This is a genomic window from Lentzea indica, assembly GCF_012184385.1.
Taxonomy (GTDB): domain Bacteria; phylum Actinomycetota; class Actinomycetes; order Mycobacteriales; family Pseudonocardiaceae; genus Lentzea; species Lentzea indica.
The window spans coordinates 1-19532 of the sequence record NZ_VSRL01000165.1 but is presented as its reverse complement, the minus strand read 5'-3'; the positions used below and the strand labels follow the sequence as shown (position 1 = coordinate 19532).

The window sequence follows — 19532 nt, the reverse complement described above, 5'->3', positions numbered from 1 at the left end:
CCGCGCTGCCGGCGCTGCCCGCGTTGCGCGAGCTGGCGATCGACCACCGCCCGCCCTACCCGCTGGCGGGGCTGGAGCGGTGGCCGACCATCGCCGTGCTGGAGGTGTTCGGCTTGCCGTCAGCGGACGACCTGCGCGCGCTTCCCGCGTTGGAACACCTCGTCGTGCACCAGCCGGAATCGCTTCCCCGGCTGGAAGAACTGCGTCAGCGGCTGCCTTCCGTCCGCATCACCACTTGATGTCGTCGAGGCTGCCCAGCGGCGGCCGTTCGGACTCGTCGAGCAGCTGAACGGCCGCGGTGTCGGCGGCGTGCAGCTCGGCCGGGAAGGTGAAGCTCGTGCGCTTCTCCAGCTCGGCCACCGACACCTGGAACACGCGGAACTCGTCCAGGTCGAGCGCCTCTGCCAGGACGAGGTTCTGCGTGAGCAGGAACGCGCTGCAACGCAGTTCGCCGTTCACCACGAACGCGATCGCCTTGTAGAACTCTCGCGGGATCGCGACCCCGCGGAACACCCTGTCGTCGGCGTTGAAGACAGGGCCGCCGTAGACGCTGACCTTCAGGTTGTCGACGTCGACGTCGGCGAGCACGGCGTCCTCGAGCTTGCCCCAGAGCCCTTCCTTCGTGCTCTGGTTGAAGTCGTCCATCTGCGGCGTGATGTTCGTGAAGAAGAACGAGTCCTTGTTCGCCTTCTGCGCCTCCGCCTTCGGGCCCCAGCAGAGGTCCGCGCGGCGCGCGAGGTGGCCGCGGTCGAGCCTGTTGTCGCGGTAGAGCTCGTCGCCGGTCTGGAACTCGGCAGGGATCCTCGGATCCTTGATGAACGGGATGTTGGTGCGGCTCAAAGCCTTCATCTCGCCGCCGTCGATGTTCCACGCGACCCAGATCGCGAACTTGCGCACCTTGCTCATCGCGAGCGAGAAGTGCGTGTAGTCGATCGTGGTCGAGCCGTCGAGCTCGACCGCGTCGGCTGCTCCCGACTCCGTCAGGACCGGGATCCCGGCGTCGGTGCCGAGGAACCCCACGTCGAAACCGGTCTTCACGGCTGTGCTGGTCATGTGTCGCCCCCTACTGGTTCACCCATTAGGTCGACACATGCCGCAGGGCCGTTAGCCGGTACACCTGAACAGCCCAACAAGTTCAGGCCAACAGCAGCACAGTTCCGGCGACGACCGAGCCGGCCGCGGCCGCGCCGTAGCACACGACTGCGATCAGCGTGCTCGCCGCTTTGAGCTTGAGCCCGTCGTACAGGGTGTAACGGAACCGGTGCGCCCAGTGGAACAACGCGAGCACACTCAGTCCGAACAGCACCAGCTTGGTGACGGGGTGCTCGACGAGTGCCAGCAGATGCGCGTGGTCGGGCGTGGGCAGCCAGCCGAGCGGGAAGGCCAGTCCGAACAGGAACAGCAGCACGGGTACCAGCAGTGCGGCCGCCATGCCTCCCCCGCTGAACAGCAGCCACACCAGCGGCTCTGGTGACCGGCGGCGGCTCATCGGAGCACCAACCAGGCGACGGCGGCCGACAGCACCGCCCAGGCCAGGTAGTGGCCCACCAGCACCACCCACGGCGGCACGTGCGGCACGACCATCGCCTTCGGCGCCAGCGCGAACCAGGTGACCGCGTGCAACAGCACGAAGGCGAGCGCCACGACGTTGAGCACCAGCACCCAGCCACCACCGCTCCAGGCCACGAAGTCCTGGTAGGCGGCAGGACCGTCGGCGATCGCGGACACCGCGAGCAGCAGGTAGACGACGAACCACGCGACGAACACGCTGCTCAGCTCACGCAACACGAACAGCAGGTAGGACCACTGGTGCAGCCACCAGAACGTCGACACGGGCTGCCGGTAGGCGCTCATCGTCGTGCCCCGCGCGGCAGCAGGAAGTCCTTCAGCGCCGCGACAGCCGCGGTCAGCTTGTACCGCTGGATGGCGCCCGCGGGATCAACGCCCTTCGGGCACGCGGTGCTGCACTCGCCCACGAACGTGCACGCCCACACCCCCTCGGCGGAGGCCAGCACATCCCTGCGGTCGCCGTCGTCACGCGAGTCCAGGTTGTACCGCTGGCCCAGCGCGATCGCGGCCGGGCCGAGGAACTCGGGCTCCAACGCGTACACAGGACAGGCCGAGTAGCAGAGCATGCAGTTGATGCACATGCTGTACTTCTTGTACTCGTCCATCTCCTGCGGCGTCTGCAGGAACTCTCCCTCCGGCGTCTCGCCCTCGTGGATCAGCCACGGCTTGACCTTGGGCAGTTTGGTCATGAAGTCGCTGATGTCCACGACGAGGTCGCGGATGACCGGAAAGTTGCGCAAGGGCTCCACCCGCACCGGGCCCGGCGCGTAGTCGACGAGGAACGTCGCACAGCTCAGCTGCGGCTTGCCGTTGACCGTCATGCCGCAACTGCCGCAGATGCCCATCCGGCACGACCAGCGGTAGGACAGCGTGCCGTCCAGGTGGTCCTTGATGTGGTTGAGACCGTCCAGCACCGCCCATTCCTTGCGCAGCGGCACCTCGTAGGACTGCAGGGTCGGCTCGGAGTCCTCACCTGGCCGGAACCGGGTGACCTCCATGGTGATCGTCGTCCGCTTCCTGGCCACGGCTCACCTCCCGTACACCCGCTCGCCCGGCGGCCAGCGGGTGATCGTCACCGGCAGGTACTCGACCTTGTTCGGGCGGTGCACCAGCGAATGCGCCAGGAACTTCTCGTCATCACGTTTCGGGAAGTCCGTCCGCTGGTGAGCCCCGCGCGACTCGGTGCGCTTGATCGCGCACGCCACGATGCTCTGCGCGATGTCCAGCATGAAGTCCAGCTCGAGCAGCGCGACCAGCTCGGTGTTGAACGTGGTGCTGTGGTCGTCGACCGCCGCACGGTCGAACCGCTCGCGCAGCTCGTGCAGCTTGACGAACGCCTTGTCGAGCGAGTCGCCGTCGCGGTAGATGCCGGCGCCGTCCTCCATCGTGGTCTGCATCTCCGTGCGGATGTCGGCGATCCGCTCGGTACCGGCGTCGTGCTTGCGGAGCTCCTTGGTCAGCCTGCGTTCCTCGTCCCGCCCCTGCGCGTAGGCGGCCGACGTCGATCCTTTTTGGAGCGTTCGCACGTACTCCGCCGCCGCTTGCCCCGCTCTGGCACCGAAGACGAGCAGCTCGGGCAGCGAGTTGGAGCCGAGCCGGTTGGCGCCGTTGATGCTCACGCACGCCACCTCCCCGGCGGCGTACAAGCCCTCGACCGGGGTGGCTCCGTTGATGTCGGTGTGAACGCCACCCATCATGTAGTGCACCACCGGCCGTACCGGGATGAGCTCCTTGACGGGGTCGATGCGTTCGTACTTCGAGCACAGCTCCCGCACGAACGGCAGCTTCGTGTCGATCACCTGCGCGCCGAGGTGCCGCAGGTCGAGATGCACGACCGGGCCGTAGGGCGTGTCGATCGTGCGCCCCTTGGCGTGCTCGTGCATGAACGCCTGCGACAACCGGTCGCGCGGCCCCAGCTCCATGCTGCGCATCACCGGTTCCGGCGTCGGCTTGCCGAGGTCGTAGTCCTGCAGGTAGCGGTAGCCGTCCTTGTTCAGCAGCCAGCCGCCCTCGGCGCGGGTGGCCTCGGTGATCAGAATGCCGGTGAACGGCAGTCCGGTCGGGTGGTACTGGACGAACTCCATGTCCTTCAGCGGCGCACCCGCCCGGTACGCCAGCGCCATGCCGTCACCGGTCTTGATGTTCGCGTTGGTGGTGAACGGGAACACCCGGCCGCAGCCACCGGTGCAGACGATGACGGCGTTGGCGATGATGGTCTCGATTCGACCGGTCGCCATCTCGATCGCCACCACGCCGTGCACCCTGCCCTCATCGCTGAGGAGCTTCGTCACGAACCACTCGTCGTACCTGACGATGTCCGAACAGGACAGCGATGTCTGGAACAGCGTGTGCAGCAGGTGGAAACCGGTCTTGTCCGCGGCGAACCAGGTGCGTTTCTTCTTCATCCCGCCGAATGCGCGCACCGCGATGTGCCCGTCCGGCCGCCGGCTCCACGGACAGCCCTGGTGTTCTAGCCTGAGCAGTTCCTTGGGCGCCTCCTCGACGAAGGCCTCGACCGCGTCCTGGTCGGTCAGCCAGTCACCGCCGGACACCGTGTCGTACGCGTGCTCGTCGATGGTGTCGCCCTCGGCGATCACCGCCGCGGCACCGCCTTCTGCCGACACCGTGTGGCTGCGCATCGGGTAAACCTTCGACACGATCGCCACGCTCAGCAGCGGGTTGGCCTCCGCGATGGCGACGGCGGCGCGGAGCCCGGCGCCGCCGCCGCCGACCACCACGATGTTGTGGAACGCGGTCATGCCTCGTGATCCCCGCTGTGCTCGTCCGCGAGGATCTTCCCGTCATGCCTGACCGTCTGGACGCGCACGCTCCCATCGTGGAACACGTGCCTCGTCTGGCGGCAACCGCAGGCCCACACGACATCGTCGATGATCAGCCCGGAGTCGTCGTCGTCTCGGCAGCGGTCCCCTTCCGCGGGCCGCCCGCAGGGCGCGATTCCCTGAGTGAAATGCGTCTTCGTACCGACCATCGCCGGCCTCCCGTTGAGTTGTGACGCAGCTCACAAGGAGCATATCGTTCTTGACTACCCCTCGCGGGAGGAGAGAGCGATGAACGACGATCTACCCGTCACTCTCCGCAGTCGACGAGACATCCTGCGTGCTGCCGGGCTGGCGACGCTCGCCGCGTCGGCCGGTGCCGCCTGCGCACGTGAGGAAGGTGGCGGGCCGACACAACCGGCTTCGACCGAGGCACCCCGGGAGACGTTCGAGGACCCGCGCTCCAGGCTGTCCGGCGAGCTGAAGATCTTGCTGTGGAGCCACTTCGTGCCCAGCCACGACCAGTGGTTCGACCAGTTCGCCAAGGGCTGGGGCGCCAAGGTCGGCGTCAACGTCACTGTCGACCACATCGACCAGGCACAGATCCCGACCAGGATCGCCGCGGAGGTCCAGGCAGGCCAGGGCCACGACGTGATCCAGTACATCGCGACGCTGTCCCAGTACGAACCGAGCGTGCTCGACCTCAAGGACCTGGTCGACGAGGCTTCGAAGCGGTGGGGCTCGCAGCTGCCGCTGTGCCGCAAATCGAGCTTCAACCCGGCGACCGGCCGCTTCTACGCCTACTCGCCGGGCTGGGTGCCCGACCCCGGCAACTACCGCAAGTCGCTGTGGACACCCGTCGGGTTCGCCGGCGGTCCGTCCACCTGGGACGAGTTGCTGCAGGGTGCGAGCGAGATCAAGAAGAGCCAGGGCGTCCAGCTGGGGCTCGGCATGTCCCAGGAGATCGACTCGAACATGATCCTGCGCGCGCTGATGTGGTCCTACGGCGCATCGGAGCAGGACGAGAACGAGAAGGTGGTGATCAACTCACCGGAGACGGTCGCCGCGGTCGAGTTCATGACCAAGCTGTACCAGCAGGCGATGACGCCCGAGGTGTTCTCCTGGAACGCGGCGAGCAACAACCAGGGCCTCGTCGCGGGCAAGCTGTCCTACATCGTCAACTCGATCTCCGCGTGGCGCACCGCGCAGGGGTCGAACCCGCCGGTCGCGGACGACACCTACTTCGTTCCCGCGCTGAAGGGCCCGAAGGCGGCGCTGGCCGCGCAACACGTGCTCTACAACTGGATCATCCCCAAGCACGTCAAGGCGGTCGACAACGCCAAGGAGTTCCTGCTGCACTACACGGCCAACTTCGCGTCGGCCACGTACCACTCGAAGCTGTACGACTTCTGCGCGTGGGACGGGCTGACACCGAACCGCAAGGCGTGGCTGGAGAGCGACCCGTTCGGCTCGAACCCGAAGGACAAGCTGAAGATCCTCGTCGACGCGGTGCCGTGGAGCGCCAACATCGGTCACCCCGGCCCGGCGAGCACGGCGATCGGCGAGGTCTTCAACACCTTCGTCATCCCCAACATGTTCGCCCGCGCGGCACGTGGCGAAGCCTCGCCACAGCAGGTCGTGTCGGACGCGGAGAAGCAGATCACGGCGATCTTCGACAAGTGGCGGGCCGCGGGGCTCGTCGGCGGCTGAGCCATGGCGGTCGTCGAGGTCCGCGGACTGGCCAAGCACTTCGACGGCGGCAGGGTGCACGCCATCGACGGCGTGGACCTCGCCGCCGACGACGGCGAGTACCTGGTGCTGCTCGGACCGTCCGGATGCGGCAAGACCACGCTGCTGCGCACGGTGGCCGGCCTGGAAGAGCCGACGAGCGGCGACGTGCTGATCGGCGGTGTCGTGGTGACGGGCCTGCCACCGCGGGCCCGCAAGATCGCGATGGTGTTCCAGAGCTACGCGCTGTACCCGCACAAGACGGTGCACGCCAACATCGTCTTCCCGTTGCGGGCCGCGCGGATGGCTCCTGCCGAGCGGGAGCGCAAGGTGCGGTGGGCCGCAACACTGCTGGGCATCGAACGGCTGCTGGACCGCAAGCCACGGCAACTGTCCGGTGGTGAGCGGCAACGGGTCGCGCTGGCCCGTGCCCTGGTGCGGGAACCGCAGGTGTTCTTGCTGGACGAGCCCTTGTCCAATCTGGACGCGAAGCTGCGGGCGAGTGCGCGCGACGAGCTCAAGCGGTTCCAGAAGGAGATCGGCACCACCACGATCTACGTGACGCACGACCAGGTCGAGGCGATGGGCCTCGGTGACCGGATCGCCGTGCTGGCCGACGGGAAAGTGCGCCAGGTCGGCCGCCGGTGGAGATCTACGACGACCCGGCGGACACGTTCGTCGCGACGTTCATCGGGTCGCCGCCGATGAACCTCGTGCCGCGCGACGGGCACCTCGTCGGGTTCCGGCCGGAGCACCTGCTGCCGGTGGAGAACGTGCCATCGGGTGTCGCCGTGCCGCTGGCGGTGGACCGGATCGAGTACCTGTCCGGTGACCGGCACGTGTACGGGACCGCCTCGCGGATCGGCGAGGACACCCGCGTCGTCGCCCGCCTTCCCTCTACAGTGGACACTCCGATCACGGCAGGCGAGACGCACGAGTTCGCGGTGCGGCACGAAAAGCTGCGCTTCTTCGACGCCGAGTCGGGCCTGCGCACCGAGGCGGTGCGGCTGTGAAGCCGCGGCTCGCGGACCGGCCGGACACGCTGGCGTGGCTGTTCCTGCTGCCCAGCGTGCTCTACATCGTCGTGCTGGTGGCCGTGCCGTTCGTGCTGGCGATCGCGTTCGCACTGTCGGACGTCAGCGCGGGCGACCCGTCGTACGACTTCGTCGGGACGCGGAACTTCGAGCGGGCGTTCGACGACCCGGTGTTCTGGAAGTCGCTCGGCAACACGTTCGTCTTCACGCTGGTCTCGATGGTGCTGATCGTGGTGCTGGGCAAGGTGCTGGCGAACATCCTCGTCGCCGACTTCCGGGGCAAGTGGGTGATCCGGTTCCTCGTGCTGCTGCCGTGGACCACGCCGGTGGCGCTGTCGTCGATCTCCTGGCTGTGGCTGCTGGACTCGATCTACTCGCCGATCGACTGGGTGCTGCGCGAACTGGGGATCCTCGGTGCCGGCGAGAACCTGTACTGGCTCGGCCAGCCGGGGCTCGCGATGACGTCGGTGATCGCGGTGCACGTCTGGCGGCTCACCCCGCTCGCCGCGGTGATCATGATGGCCGGCCTGGTCGCCATTCCCAGCGACATCAACGAGGCGGCCAAGGTCGACGGCGCCGGCTACTGGCGCCGGATGTTCGAGATCACGGTTCCGCTGGTGCTGCCGGTCGCCGCGGTGGCCGCGCTGTTCGGCGCGATCTTCACGTTCACCGACATGGCGGTGGTGCGGGTGCTGACCAGAGGCGGACCGAACGACGCCACCCAGGTGCTGGCCAGCTGGGCGTTCTACCGCGGCATCGAGGGCGGAGACGTCGCCCAGGGCGCCGCCGTCGCGTTGTTCCTCTTCCCGCTGTTGCTCGCCGCCGCGGTCGGGATCCTCCGCGTGGTGCGCCGGATCGAGGTGGGCTGATGGCTCGCGCCGGACTCTACTTCGCCGCCGTGCTCGCGGCCGTGCTGTGCGCGGGGCCGTTCGTGTGGTCGCTGATCACCGCGTTCAAGCAGAACCGCGACCTCTACGACCCGCGCAACAACCCGTTCCTCTTCAACCGGCCGGCGACGCCGGACCACGTGCTGTACCTGTTCTCCGACACGGCTTTCCTGACGTTCGCGTGGAACACGCTGTGGGTCGGCGCACTGGTCGTGCTGATCACCCTGGCCTTCTCCCTGCCCGCGGCCTACGCGCTGGCACGGCTGGACCGCCCGTGGTCAGGACCGCTGGGCATCGCCATCTTCCTGGTGTACCTGGTGCCGCCGAGCCTGCTGTTCCTGTCGCTGTCGCGGATGGTCGTCGGAGTCGGGCTCCAGGACAGCACGTGGTCGCTGGTGCTGATCTACCCGACCATCACGATCCCGGTGTCGGTCTGGCTGCTCATGGGATTCCTCAAGACAGTTCCCCGTGACATCGAAGAACAGGCGATGGTCGACGGCTACAGCAGGCTGGGCGCGTTCGTGCGGGCCGTGGTACCCCTGGTGTTCCCCGGCATCGTGGCGGTCGTGGTGTTCGCGTTCACACTGACTGCCAGCGAGTTCATCTACGCGCTCGCGTTCGTGGCCCCGACCCACGAGATGCCGGTCAGCACCGGTGTACCCACCCAGCTGGTGCGCGGAGACGTGTTCTTCTGGCAGTCACTGCAGGCAGCCACCGTGTTGATCGCCCTGCCCATGGCGTTCGTGTTCAACCTGTTCCTGGACCGCTTCATCGCCGGTTTCACCATGGGAGCGGTGAAGGGGTGAGCATCACTCGGCCTTCTTGACCAGTTTCCCGTCCGGGGCGATCGCGAACCACTCCTCGTCGACGCCCTGACCGTTCACGTCGCCGGGAACCTGGTCTCCAACGTAGTAGTAGAGCGGCCACTTTCCGTACACGGCCTGCGAGCTCTCCTCGATTTGAGACAGGAGGTTCGTGTCCGCGCCGTCCTTTGCATCCACTGTGGACTGTGCAGTGAGAGCGGGCCAGACGGCGATGCAGTCGGCGTCGCACGCGCTGGACTTGTTTTCATCCTTGGTGAATGCGTACAGCGTGCGTCCCGATTGGTCGACCAGGATCGGCCCCAGGTCGGACTGCGCGATCTTCACCTCCACCTTCGCGGGGACCTCCTGTTGCGCAACCTGTTGCGGTGCCTCATTTCCGCAGGCAGACAGCCCCGCGAGCAGTGCAGGCAGCAACAGAATTCCCATACGTGCACGCATCTTCGTCTCCAAAGTGATCGTCCCTGTTCCACCGACGACACGTGCGGAGACGTCGTTCGGTTCACTAACAAACTTTCGTTGAACCGAATCTGATCGGCATCCGTGTTGGTGGCGTCGGGTCCGCCAGACCCCCCGACTCCCACTGAGGAGCCTTGGAGTACATCCCATGTCTGCCAACAAAACTGTCGCTGCCGCATGCCTGCTGGGCGCCACGCTCGGCCTGGGCGTGGTGACGCCGGCGTTCGCCGCCCAGGACGCCGTGACCGTGAAGATCACCAACACCGCCGGCTACGAGGCCACGTTCTGCGCCGCGGACACCCTCGAAGGCCGGTGCCTGGACGGCGCCAAGAAAGGCGAGTCGCGCACCTTCACCGTGAAGCCCGGACGAGGACCGATCGAGGTCCGCGTGGTCGTCAAGAACGGCGGCTCGGCGTTCCAGAACTTCACCGCCGACGGTCCGACGCTCAACATCGACGCGGGCGGCTCCGCGGAGAAGCCGACCGCCACGAAGTCCGGCTCTGGTGGCGGCGAGCACGGAGGCCACAACCCGGCCCCCACCAATCCCGCGCCGGCACCGACCAATCCCGCTCCCGCGCCCGTCAAGGGCAAGCCGATGTTCTTCTCGGCCGACCTGGACGGCAAGCAGGAGGTCCCGACCCCCGGCGGTCCTGCCGTGGGTGACGCGGACGGTTCGGCACGCGCGCTGGTCGAGGTGCGCGGCGACCGCGTGACGTTCGCGATGGAGTGGAAGAAGACCGCCCAGCTCACCCTCGGCCACATCCACCAGGGCGTGGCGGGCCAGAACGGCCCGGTGAAGGTCAACCTCTTCACCACCCCGATGCCGGAGACGCTGTCCGCGGCCGCCGGCCAGACCGTGATCGACCAGAAGCTGGCCGACGACATCCGCAAGAACCCGGCGGGCTTCTACGTGAACCTGCACAGCACCGACCGTCCCGGCGGCGCCGTCCGCGCCCAGCTCAAGCCGCTCGGCAAGCAGGTCAACCCGCTCGACATCATCAAGGGCGGCAAGCTCCGCGCGTTCTCCAACGGCCGCAACGAGGTCCCGGTCCAGGACGGCCCGAAGGTCGGCGACCCCGACGGCCAGGCCATCACGTTCGTGCAGCCCACCGCGACCGGTGTCGACTTCTCGCTGGCGTGGGTGAACATCGACGCGCCGACGCTCGGCCACGTCCACCAGGGCGCCAAGGGCGTCAACGGCCCGGTGAAGATCACGTTCTTCGGCACTGCCGTCCCGAACGGCATCTTCGCGGTGTCCGGCTCGGCCGGTGGGGTCGACAAGGCGGCGCTGGACGCGCTGAAGAAGTCGCCGAAGGACTTCTACTCGAACATCCACACGGGTCCGTTCCCCGGTGGAGCGGTGCGCGGCCAGTTCACGACTCACTAACGACCACCTGAACAGGCGCCGCGACCGAGACCCCCACGGTCGCGGCGCCGCTTTCTACCTCCCGACCAGCTCGACGGTCCTGCCCGCCCGGCGGGACTCGTCGACCCACTGGTCGATGGCCTGCCCGCAGGCCTGGTCGAGGTGCCGGACCCCGCTCAGATCCATCCGGACGTGTTCGCGGTCAACTCGCTCCAGGGCGTCCAGCAGCCTGGGCAGCCTCAGGAACGTCGCGTTCCCCTTGAGCGCGACCCCGTCGGTGGTGATGGTGACGGAGAGGCGGGACACGTCCCAGGCCGTCTTCACGACGGCGGCCAGCAACCCGATCAGCGTCCCGGTCAGCAGGTCGGTGAACACGATGAGCCCGGCGGTCAGCACCAGCACAGCACCTTCCGCCTTGTCCGTGCGCCACAACGTGATCACCTGCCGGACGCAGAGAAGCTTCCACCCGGCCTGCACCAGCACCGCCGCCAGCACGGCGACCGGGATCAACGTCAGCAGTCCCGGAAGCAGCACCACGAACAGCAGCAGCCACACACCGTGCAGCACCCGTGAGGCTTTGGTTCGGGCACCGGCCTGAACGTTGGCGGCACTGCGCACGATCACCGCCGTCATGGGCAACGCGCCGAGCAGACCGCAGATCGTGTTGCCCACACCCTGCGCGATCAGTTCCCGGTTGTAGCGCGTGCGCGGACCGACGTGCATGCGGTCGACCGCCGACGCACTGAACATGCTCTCCGCCGACGCGACCAGTGCGAACACCACAGCGCTGCCGAGGACTCCCGCGTGCAGCAACGAAAAGTCCGGCAGATGCACGTCCGCGGAGAGCGTGCCGACTTCGATGCGCTCCACCGGCGAAGCGAAACCCGATGCCAGCGCAGTGCAAACGGCCACGCCCACGAGCACTCCGGGTACCAGACGCATCGGAGTCTGTTGCCACAGCAGCATGATCACCACCGTGAGCAGTCCCAGCGCCAACGCGACCGGCGACGCCACCAGCGGCTTCAGCTGCCCGAACATCAGCACCAGCCCGATACCGGCGAGCATGCCCTGCACCACCGAGGGCGAGATCGCGCGGAACCACCGCCCGCACCTGGCCACACCCAGCGCGACCTGCACCAGTCCGGCGCCTAAGACGATCACGCCCAGCGCCTGGATCCCGTACCTGCCAACCGCATCCGCGACCAGCACAGTCAACCCGGCCGCAGGCCCGCTCACCTGCATCGTGCTGCCGGGCAACAGGCCGACGACAACGCCGCCGACCACGCCGGTCACGATGCCGAGCTCGGCCGGCACCCCGGACGCCACCGCCACACCAACGCACAGCGGCAGCGCCACGAGGAACACCACGACCGAGGCACCAAGATCGGCCCAGTACTTCTTCATCTCGTCGAAACCCTTACAGCGGCCGGAAAGCATGCTCGGCACACGCCGACACCTCACCGGTCTCGATGTCGTAGAACCACCCATGGACACGCAGCTCGCCGTTCGCCACCTTGCCGGCCACGAACGGGTACTCGAGCAGCGTCTGGAGCTGGGCCCTGACGTGCTCCTGCCCCTCAGCGCGCATCGCGGGATCGGCCAGGGTGCTCGGTGGCTTCCCGCCGGGCCGCAACCAGCCCCGCATCGCCGGCAGATGATCGATCGCGGCACCGTTCAACGCCGTCACAGCACCACAGTGCGAGTGACCGCACACGACGATCTCGCTGACCCCGAGCTGCAGCACGGCGAACTCGATCGTGGCCATCTCACTGGTCGGCCTGGTCAACGAGTACGACGGAATGACGTTGCCCGCCGTACGAAGCTCGAAGAGCGAGCCCGGTTCCGCACCGGTGATCTCAGCGGTCACGATGCGCGAGTCGGCACACGTGATGAACATGGTCGTCGGATGCTGACCGGCCGCAAGCTTCTTCCCGACGACACGGGAACGCGACTTGGCGTGTGCGCGGGCATGCTGGACAAAGCGATGGAAGTCCATGAGAATCCCTCACTGCTAAGGAAAAAGTGTTCGGTTTGATCGGATGGCGGGGACCGATCAGTTTCGGAACACCTGCAGTGCGGACGGTGTGCGCCAAACCGCCATCGGTTCGGCAGCGGACACCAGGTTCCGTGTGGCCGCCACACGAGCAACGACAGCCACTTCGGACGGTCCAGCCACGCTGGACACACGCTCAACGGCAGCGGTCAGCACGCGCAGCCGGCTGGTCTCGCGCTCCTCGCGGGGCGCTTCCTCCTTGGGCGCGGAGGTCTTGGACTTCGGCGGCGGGGCGCCGATCGCCACGGGCGTGACGGCCGGTGCCAGCACGGCGCACAGGGCGATGACGACAGCAAGCAGAACGCTGCGCATGCTCACCCCCGGGCCGAGTTGATCTACAACGATCAGTGTCGCCCTCGGGGGACGGAAGCGCGATATACGAGACGTAGATCGCCCTTATCAAGCACCAGGTTTCACCCGAAAGAGATTCCGGGTTTCACCAACCGTACGGCGCTGTGCCGAAGTCACCGCACTGCCGGGCTGATGCCGAACTTCTCCTCGACCATTTCCCAGAACACGTCGACGGCGTCCTCGATCAGATACTGGCGGATCTCCTGGCGCCTTCCGCGCTGGCTGGCGAAGGCAAGCCCCATGTGACCGAAGAAGAGCGCGTAGTTCGCCGGTGAGATGACCTTGATCGTCTCGTACTCGCCGACCTTCGCCTCCGCCGACGCCACCACGAGGTCGTGCATGGACGTGGTGACCAGCAACCGGTCCGACACACCGCTGGCGAGCACGCTGTCGACGATGTCGAACACGTACTGGTGGGAAGCCCACCCGCCGGGTTCGCCCGGTACCGGTCCCTCCAGGTGCCGCCGATCCAGTCCCACCCCGAGTTCCAGAACTCGCCCCCGATGCCGGCGTACGGCGGATAGAGGCTGTTCGGTGGATCCAGCATCTCTTTGCTCACGAACGAACACGGTACGGACAGGCGAACGCCCCGGTCGACTCCGTTGTCGGCCGGGGCGTCATGGTGCTGCCGCTGGTCTGACGCCGTTGTCAGACCACAGCGAGCGGAAGCTGGTTCGGAATCACCGGCGAAGGCAGGTTCGAGGAACCCGTGAGGAACGTGTCCACGGCGTTGGCCACGGACCGGCCCTCGGCGATCGCCCACACCACGAGGGAAGCGCCCCGATGCGCGTCTCCGCACACGAACACGCCGGGCGCGGTCGTCTGCCAGTCGGAGCCGCACGAGATCGTGCCGCGCGTGGTCAACGAAATGTCCAGGTCGTCGAGCAGGCGCATGTGCTCGACACCCTCGAAGCCGATCGCCAGCAGCACCATGTCCGCGGGCAGCATCTCGATCTCGTCGGACAGCGGCACCACGGAACGGCGGCCTGACGAGTCCTTCTCGACGCGCACCTGCTGCAGTTCGATGAAGCGCACGTGGCCGTCGTCGTCGCCCACGAAGCGACGAACCGCCACGGTGAAGCGCCGCTCACCCGCCTCCTCGTGCGCCGGGTAGGTGCGCAGGATGTGCGGCCACACCGGCCACGGCGAGCGTTCGTCGTCGCGCACGGTGGGCGGCATCGGGTACTGGTCGAGCTGCGTCACGGACAGCGCGCCCTGGCGGGTCGCGGTGCCGTAGCAGTCGGCGCCCGTGTCGCCACCGCCGATGACGATGACGTGCTTGCCGTCGGCCGAGATCGGCGACGGGCCGTCGCCCTCGACAGCGCGGTTCGCGGGCACCAGGTGGTCCATCGCGAGGTGAACGCCCTTGAGCTCGCGCCCAGGAGTCGTCTTGTCGTCCCTGCCGCGCAGAGCGCCCACGGCCAGCACGACCGCGTCGAACTCGGCACGCAGCTGCTCGACCGTGATGTCGACGCCGACCTCGCAGCCGGTGACGAACTTCGTGCCTTCGCGACGCAGCTGCGACAGGCGCCGGTCGAGAGCCTTCTTCTCCATCTTGAACTCGGGGATGCCGTACCGAAGCAGGCCACCGAGCCTGTCATCCCGTTCGTACACAACGACTTCGTGTCCGGCACGGGTCAGCTGCTGGGCGGCGGCCAGTCCGGCGGGACCGGAGCCGACGACCGCGACGCGCTTGCCGGAGGACACAGTCGCCTGAGACGGCTGCACGTAGCCGTTCTCCCACGACACGTCCGCGATGGTCTCCTCGACCCGCTTGATCGCGACGGCACCGCCCGCGTCATGCGAGATCGACAGGACGCACGCGGCCTCGCAGGGAGCGGGGCACAGCCGGCCCGTGAACTCCGGGAAGTTGTTGGTGGCGTGCAGGCGGTCCGAGGCGAGCTCCCAGTCGCCACGGCGCACCAGCTCGTTCCACTCCGGGATCAGGTTCCCGAGCGGACAGCCCGCGGTTCCGCTGTGGCAGAAGGGAATGCCGCAGTCCATGCACCGCGCCGCCTGCGTGCGCACGGCGGCGTTCCGCTCGGCGGGATCCTCGTCGAGGTAGACCTCGTTCCAGTCCTGCAACCGTTCCGGCTTCGGACGCTTCGGCGCGTCGGAGCGGGAGTACTTCATGAAACCCTGTGGATCAGCCACGAGACGCCTCCATGACAGCCGCGTCAACGTCCCGGCCCTCGGCGCGGGCGAGGCGCATGGCCTCGAGAACGCGCTGGTAGTCGCCGGGCATGACCTTCGTGAACGCACCGGCTCGCCGAGTCCAGTCACCGAGCAGCGAAGCAGCAACGGCCGAGCCGGTGTGCTTGTGGTGCTTGGTGACGGCGTCCTTGAGCCAACGCAGGTCCTCGGCGCTGAGGCGCTGCAGTTGCACCATCTCCTGGTTCACCGACAACGGGTCCAGGTCGAGCACGTACGCGATGCCGCCGGACATGCCGGCCGCGACGTTGCGCCCGGTCGGCCCGAGCACCACGGCCCGGCCACCGGTCATGTATTCGAACGCGTGGTCTCCCACGCCTTCCGCCACCAGCAGCGCGCCGGAGTTGCGGACGCAGAAGCGCTCGCCGACCCGGCCGCGCAGGAACACCTCGCCGGACGTGGCGCCGTAGCCGATCACGTTGCCCGCGATGACCTGGTCCTCGGCACGGAACGGCGCGTCGTCGTGCGGCCGGACGATGATCCGCCCGCCGGACAGGCCCTTGCCGACGTAGTCGTTCGCGTCGCCGACCATCTCCAGCGTGATGCCGCGCGGCAGGAACGCGCCGAGCGACTGGCCGGCGGACCCGGTCAGCTTGATCCGGATCGTGTCGTCCTCCAGGCCCTCGCCGCCGTAGCGGCGGGTGACCTCGGCGCCGAGCAGCGTGCCGACCGTGCGGTTGACGTTGCGGACCGGCAGCTCCAGGTTGACCTGGTGCGCGTCCTCCAGCGCCGCCTCCGCGAGCTGGATCAGCGTGCGGTCCAGCGCCTTGTCCAGACCGTGGTCCTGGTCGCGGATCTTGCGCTTCGCCGTCGGGTACGGGGTTTCCGGCACCTCGAACACCGGGGCGAGGTTCAGGCCCTCGGTCTTCCAGTGCTCGATCGCCTCGTCCTTGTCGAGCAGCTCCGCGTGGCCGACGGCCTCGTCGATCGTGCGGAAACCGAGCTCCGCCAGCAGTTCCCTGGCCTCCTGCGCCACGAACTCGAAGAAGTTCACGACGTGGTCGGCCTGACCGGTGTAGCGGGCGCGCAGGTCGGGGTTCTGCGTGGCGACGCCGACCGGGCACGTGTCCAGGTGGCAGACGCGCATCATCACGCAGCCGGCGACGATCAGCGGTGCCGTGGCGAAGCCGAACTCCTCAGCACCCAGCAGCGCCGCGACCACAACGTCACGGCCGGTGCGCATCGCGCCGTCGACCTGGACGGTGATGCGGTCGCGCAAACCGTTGAGCAGCAACGTCTGCTGGGTCTCGGCGAGACCGATCTCCCACGGCGTACCGGCGTGCTTCAACGAGTTCATCGGCGAAGCGCCGGTGCCGCCGTCGTAGCCCGAGATCAGCACGACGTCGGCGTGCGCCTTGGCGACGCCCGCCGCGACCGTGCCGACACCGATCGACGAGACGAGCTTCACGTGAACCCGAGCCTGCTCGTTCGCGTTCTTCAGATCGTGGATGAGTTGCGCCAGATCCTCGATCGAGTAGATGTCGTGGTGCGGCGGCGGGGAGATCAGGCCGACGCCCGGCGTCGAGTGCCGGGTGCGCGCGATCCACGGGTAGACCTTGAAGCCGGGCAGCTGGCCACCCTCGCCGGGCTTCGCGCCCTGCGCCATCTTGATCTGGATGTCCGTGGAGTTCACGAGGTACTCGCTCGTGACGCCGAACCGTCCACTGGCGACCTGCTTGACCGCGGAACGGCGCTCCGGGTCGTACAGTCGCTCACGGTCCTCGCCGCCCTCGCCGGAGTTCGACCGGCCGCCGAGGCGGTTCATGGCGATGGCAAGGGTTTCGTGCGCCTCTGCCGAGATCGAGCCGTACGACATGGCGCCGGTGTTGAAGCGCTTGACGATCGTGCTGACCGGCTCGACCTCGTCGATCGGGATCGGCGTGCGGCCCTCGGTGCGGAGCTTGAACAGGCCGCGCAGCGTGCCGCCCTGCCGCGAGATGCGCTCGACCTCCGCCGTGTACTGGCGGAAGACGTCCTCCTTGCGCGTCTTCGTGGCGTGCTGCAGCAGGAACACCGTCTCCGGCGTGAACAGGTGCAGCTCTCCCTCGCGGCGGTAGGAGTACTCGCCGCCGACCTCGAGCCTGCGGTGCGCGCGGTCGGTCGGGTTGTCCGGGTACGCGCGGCGGTGGCGCAGCGCCACCTCCTCGGCCAGCACGTCCAGGCCGACGCCGCCGAGCTTGGACTGCGTGCCGGTGAAGTACTCGTCCAGCAGGTCGTTCGACAGGCCGACCGCCTCGAAGATCTGCGCCGCGGTGTAGGCGCCGACGGTCGAGATGCCCATCTTCGACATGATCTTCAGGACGCCCTTGACGAGCGCCTTGACGTAGTTGCGGATCGCCTTGTGCGCGGGCACGCCGGTGATGGCGCCCTGGCTGATCAGGTCCTCGATCGTCTCGAACGCGAGGTACGGGTTCACCGCGGCGGCGCCGTAGCTCAGCAGCGCGGCGACGTGGTGGACCTCGCGGCAGTCACCGGACTCGACGACGAGAGCGACGCGCAGACGTTCCTTGGTGCGCACCAGGTGGTGGTGCACCGAGGAAACCAGCAGCAGCGACGGGATCGGCGCCATCCGGTGGTCGGAGTCGCGGTCGCTCAGCACGAGCGTGCGCGCGCCGTTCGCGATCGCCTCGGAGGCCTCGCGCCTCACCCGCTCGATCGCGGCGTTGAGCGCCGCACCGCCACCGTCCACTTCGTACAGTCCGGAGAGGACGGTGCAGGCAAAGCCGGGAAGGTCGCCGTCGTCGTTGATGTGGATGAGCTTCGCGAGCTCGTCGTTGTCGATGACCGGGTAGTCCAGCGTCACGTGGCGGCACGACACCGGGCCGGGGTCGAGCAGGTTCTGCTCGGGACCCATCACGCGCTTGACGGACGTCACGATCTCCTCGCGGATCGCGTCCAGCGGCGGGTTCGTCACCTGCGCGAAGTTCTGCACGAAGTAGTCGTAGAGCAGCCGGGAACGCTGGCTCAGCGCCGCGACCGGCGTGTCCGTGCCCATCGAGGCCAGCGGCTCCATGCCCATGACCGACATGGGCGTGAGCAGGATCCGCAGCTCCTCCTCGGTGTAGCCGAAGGTGAGCTGGCGGCGCACGACCGACTCGTGGCTCTGCACCACGTGCTCGCGGTCCGAGAGGTCGGAGAGGTCGAGCAGCCCGGCGTGCAGCCACTCGTCGTAGGGCAGTTCCGTGGCCAGGCGCGACTTGAACTCGTCGTCATCGATGATGCGGCCCTCGGTGGTGTCCACCAGGAACATGCGGCCCGGCTGCAGGCGGCCCTTCGCGACCACCTGGTCGGACGGCACGTCGAGCACGCCGGTCTCGGACGCCAGCACGACGCGGCCGTCGGCGGTCTGCCACCAGCGCGCGGGACGCAGGCCGTTGCGGTCGAGCACCGCGCCGACGATCTCGCCGTCGGTGAACGTGACACAGGCAGGGCCGTCCCACGGCTCCATGAGGCTCGCGTGGAACTGGTAGAACGCGCGCCGCTTCGGGTCCATCGTGGCGTGGTTCTCCCACGCCTCCGGGATCATCATCAGCACCGCGTGCGGCAGGCTGCGTCCGCCGAGGTGCAGCAGTTCCAGCACCTCGTCGAACGACGCCGAGTCCGACCCCTCGGGGTCGCAGATCGGGAACAGCCGCGCGAGGTCGCCGGGGATGAGATCGCTGTCCAGCAACGCCTCGCGGGCACGCATGCGGTTGCGGTTGCCACGCACGGTGTTGATCTCACCGTTGTGTGCGACGAACCGGAACGGGTGCGCGAGCGGCCACGAGGGGAAGGTGTTCGTGGAGAAACGACTGTGCACCAAGGCGATCGCCGTGTAGAGGCGCTCGTCGTGCAGGTCGGGGAAGAACGCCGGCAGCTGCTCGGTCGTCAGCATTCCCTTGTAGACGATCGTGCGCGCGGAGAGCGAGGGGAAGTAGACGCTGCCCTCGTGCTCGACCCGCTTGCGCAGGCAGAAAGCCAGGCGGTCCAGCGCGATGCCGGCCTCGTCGCGCGTGCCCTTCACGAACAGCTGTGCGAAGTGCGGCGCCACCGAGAGCGCGGTCGGGCCGACGTTCGCCTTCTCCGGGTCGACCGGCACGTCGCGCCAGCCGAGGACGACGAGGTTCTCCTCTTCCGCGATGCGCTCGATCTGCCCCATCGCGGCGACGCGTTCTTCGGATTCAAACGGAAGGAAAGCGATTCCCGCCGCGTACTGCCCGCGTTCCGGCAGGTCGAACTCGACGACAGCGCGCAGGAACTCGTCCGGCAGCTGCAGAAGGATTCCCGCACCGTCACC

20 protein-coding genes are annotated in these 19532 nt (G+C 67.8%); 7 read left to right on the top strand and 13 right to left on the bottom strand.

What is annotated here, in order from left to right; genetic code table 11:
• The coding region (locus tag FXN61_RS33380; protein ID WP_223165695.1) for a hypothetical protein at positions 1-239 on the top strand (239 nt) is incomplete at its 5' end.
• Here the strand turns inward: FXN61_RS33380 and FXN61_RS33375 are convergent.
• The 6 genes from FXN61_RS33375 to FXN61_RS33350 all read right to left on the bottom strand — a co-directional run bounded on the left by FXN61_RS33375 (position 229) and on the right by FXN61_RS33350 (position 4558).
• Positions 229-1053 carry a DNA/RNA non-specific endonuclease gene (locus FXN61_RS33375; protein ID WP_167977947.1) on the bottom strand — a complete coding sequence of 275 codons (825 nt, stop codon included), beginning with the start codon at positions 1051-1053 and terminating at the stop codon, positions 229-231. The genes FXN61_RS33380 and FXN61_RS33375 overlap by 11 nt on opposite strands.
• 82 nt (positions 1054-1135) lie before the next feature.
• Positions 1136-1489, bottom strand: coding sequence for a fumarate reductase subunit FrdD (gene frdD, locus FXN61_RS33370; RefSeq protein WP_167977946.1), 354 nt, complete (start codon positions 1487-1489; stop codon positions 1136-1138).
• Positions 1486-1854 (bottom strand): succinate dehydrogenase/fumarate reductase transmembrane subunit, encoded by a 369-nt coding sequence (locus FXN61_RS33365; RefSeq protein ID WP_167977945.1) that lies wholly within the window; start codon positions 1852-1854, stop codon positions 1486-1488. Before FXN61_RS33365 ends, frdD begins: the two co-directional genes overlap by 4 nt.
• Complete coding sequence (gene sdhB / locus FXN61_RS33360; RefSeq protein ID WP_376770782.1) at positions 1851-2594, bottom strand: succinate dehydrogenase iron-sulfur subunit; 744 nt, start codon at positions 2592-2594, stop codon at positions 1851-1853. The genes FXN61_RS33365 and sdhB overlap by 4 nt, the downstream gene beginning before the upstream one ends.
• A 3-nt stretch (positions 2595-2597) precedes the next feature.
• On the bottom strand, positions 2598-4328 hold the full coding sequence (gene frdA, locus FXN61_RS33355; protein WP_167977944.1) for a fumarate reductase (quinol) flavoprotein subunit: 1731 nt from the start codon (positions 4326-4328) through the stop codon (positions 2598-2600).
• The gene (locus FXN61_RS33350) at positions 4325-4558 is read right to left on the bottom strand and encodes a hypothetical protein (RefSeq protein ID WP_167977943.1); all 234 of its coding nucleotides are present in this window, start codon (positions 4556-4558) and stop codon (positions 4325-4327) included. Before FXN61_RS33350 ends, frdA begins: the two co-directional genes overlap by 4 nt.
• Positions 4559-4637: 79 nt before the next feature.
• Between FXN61_RS33350 and FXN61_RS33345 the strand changes: the two genes are divergently transcribed.
• The 5 genes from FXN61_RS33345 to FXN61_RS33330 are packed head-to-tail and all read left to right on the top strand — an operon-like array spanning position 4638 to position 8801.
• Complete coding sequence (locus FXN61_RS33345) at positions 4638-6056, top strand: ABC transporter substrate-binding protein (RefSeq protein WP_167977942.1); 1419 nt, start codon at positions 4638-4640, stop codon at positions 6054-6056.
• A 3-nt stretch (positions 6057-6059) separates the two neighbouring features.
• Positions 6060-6782 (top strand): ABC transporter ATP-binding protein, encoded by a 723-nt coding sequence (locus FXN61_RS33340; RefSeq protein WP_281360762.1) that lies wholly within the window; start codon positions 6060-6062, stop codon positions 6780-6782.
• Positions 6719-7087, top strand: coding sequence for a P-loop NTPase family protein (locus tag FXN61_RS56985; protein WP_281360761.1), 369 nt, complete (start codon positions 6719-6721; stop codon positions 7085-7087). Before FXN61_RS33340 ends, FXN61_RS56985 begins: the two co-directional genes overlap by 64 nt.
• Complete coding sequence (locus FXN61_RS33335; protein ID WP_167977941.1) at positions 7084-7977, top strand: carbohydrate ABC transporter permease; 894 nt, start codon at positions 7084-7086, stop codon at positions 7975-7977. The genes FXN61_RS56985 and FXN61_RS33335 overlap by 4 nt, the downstream gene beginning before the upstream one ends.
• Entirely contained in the window at positions 7977-8801 is an 825-nt protein-coding gene (locus tag FXN61_RS33330) for a carbohydrate ABC transporter permease (RefSeq protein ID WP_167977940.1), read from the top strand. Before FXN61_RS33335 ends, FXN61_RS33330 begins: the two co-directional genes overlap by 1 nt.
• Before the next feature lie 3 nt (positions 8802-8804).
• Here the strand turns inward: FXN61_RS33330 and FXN61_RS33325 are convergent, their stop codons facing one another.
• On the bottom strand, positions 8805-9269 hold the full coding sequence (locus FXN61_RS33325) for a COG4315 family predicted lipoprotein (RefSeq protein ID WP_167977939.1): 465 nt from the start codon (positions 9267-9269) through the stop codon (positions 8805-8807).
• Positions 9270-9423: 154 nt separating this feature from the next.
• On the opposite strand from FXN61_RS33325, the gene FXN61_RS33320 reads away from it, so the two are divergent.
• Positions 9424-10662 (top strand): CHRD domain-containing protein, encoded by a 1239-nt coding sequence (locus tag FXN61_RS33320; protein ID WP_167977938.1) that lies wholly within the window; start codon positions 9424-9426, stop codon positions 10660-10662.
• 54 nt (positions 10663-10716) lie between these two features.
• On the opposite strand, the gene FXN61_RS33315 is transcribed toward FXN61_RS33320, so the two are convergent.
• From FXN61_RS33315 to gltB, 6 genes are all read right to left on the bottom strand, one after another.
• Complete coding sequence (locus FXN61_RS33315; RefSeq protein WP_246292324.1) at positions 10717-12045, bottom strand: SulP family inorganic anion transporter; 1329 nt, start codon at positions 12043-12045, stop codon at positions 10717-10719.
• Positions 12046-12058: 13 nt separating this feature from the next.
• Positions 12059-12637, bottom strand: coding sequence for a carbonic anhydrase (locus tag FXN61_RS33310; protein ID WP_167977937.1), 579 nt, complete (start codon positions 12635-12637; stop codon positions 12059-12061).
• Positions 12638-12694: 57 nt separating this feature from the next.
• Positions 12695-13006, bottom strand: a complete 312-nt coding sequence (locus FXN61_RS33305) for a hypothetical protein (RefSeq protein ID WP_167977936.1) — start codon at positions 13004-13006, stop codon at positions 12695-12697.
• Between the two features lie 152 nt (positions 13007-13158).
• Positions 13159-13524, bottom strand: a complete 366-nt coding sequence (locus tag FXN61_RS33300; protein ID WP_167977935.1) for a hypothetical protein — start codon at positions 13522-13524, stop codon at positions 13159-13161.
• Positions 13525-13693: 169 nt separating this feature from the next.
• Positions 13694-15199 (bottom strand): glutamate synthase subunit beta, encoded by a 1506-nt coding sequence (locus FXN61_RS33295; protein WP_167977934.1) that lies wholly within the window; start codon positions 15197-15199, stop codon positions 13694-13696.
• Positions 15192-19532: glutamate synthase large subunit (gene gltB / locus FXN61_RS33290; protein ID WP_167977933.1), on the bottom strand; the 4341-nt coding region annotated here is incomplete at its 5' end. The genes FXN61_RS33295 and gltB, both read right to left, overlap by 8 nt.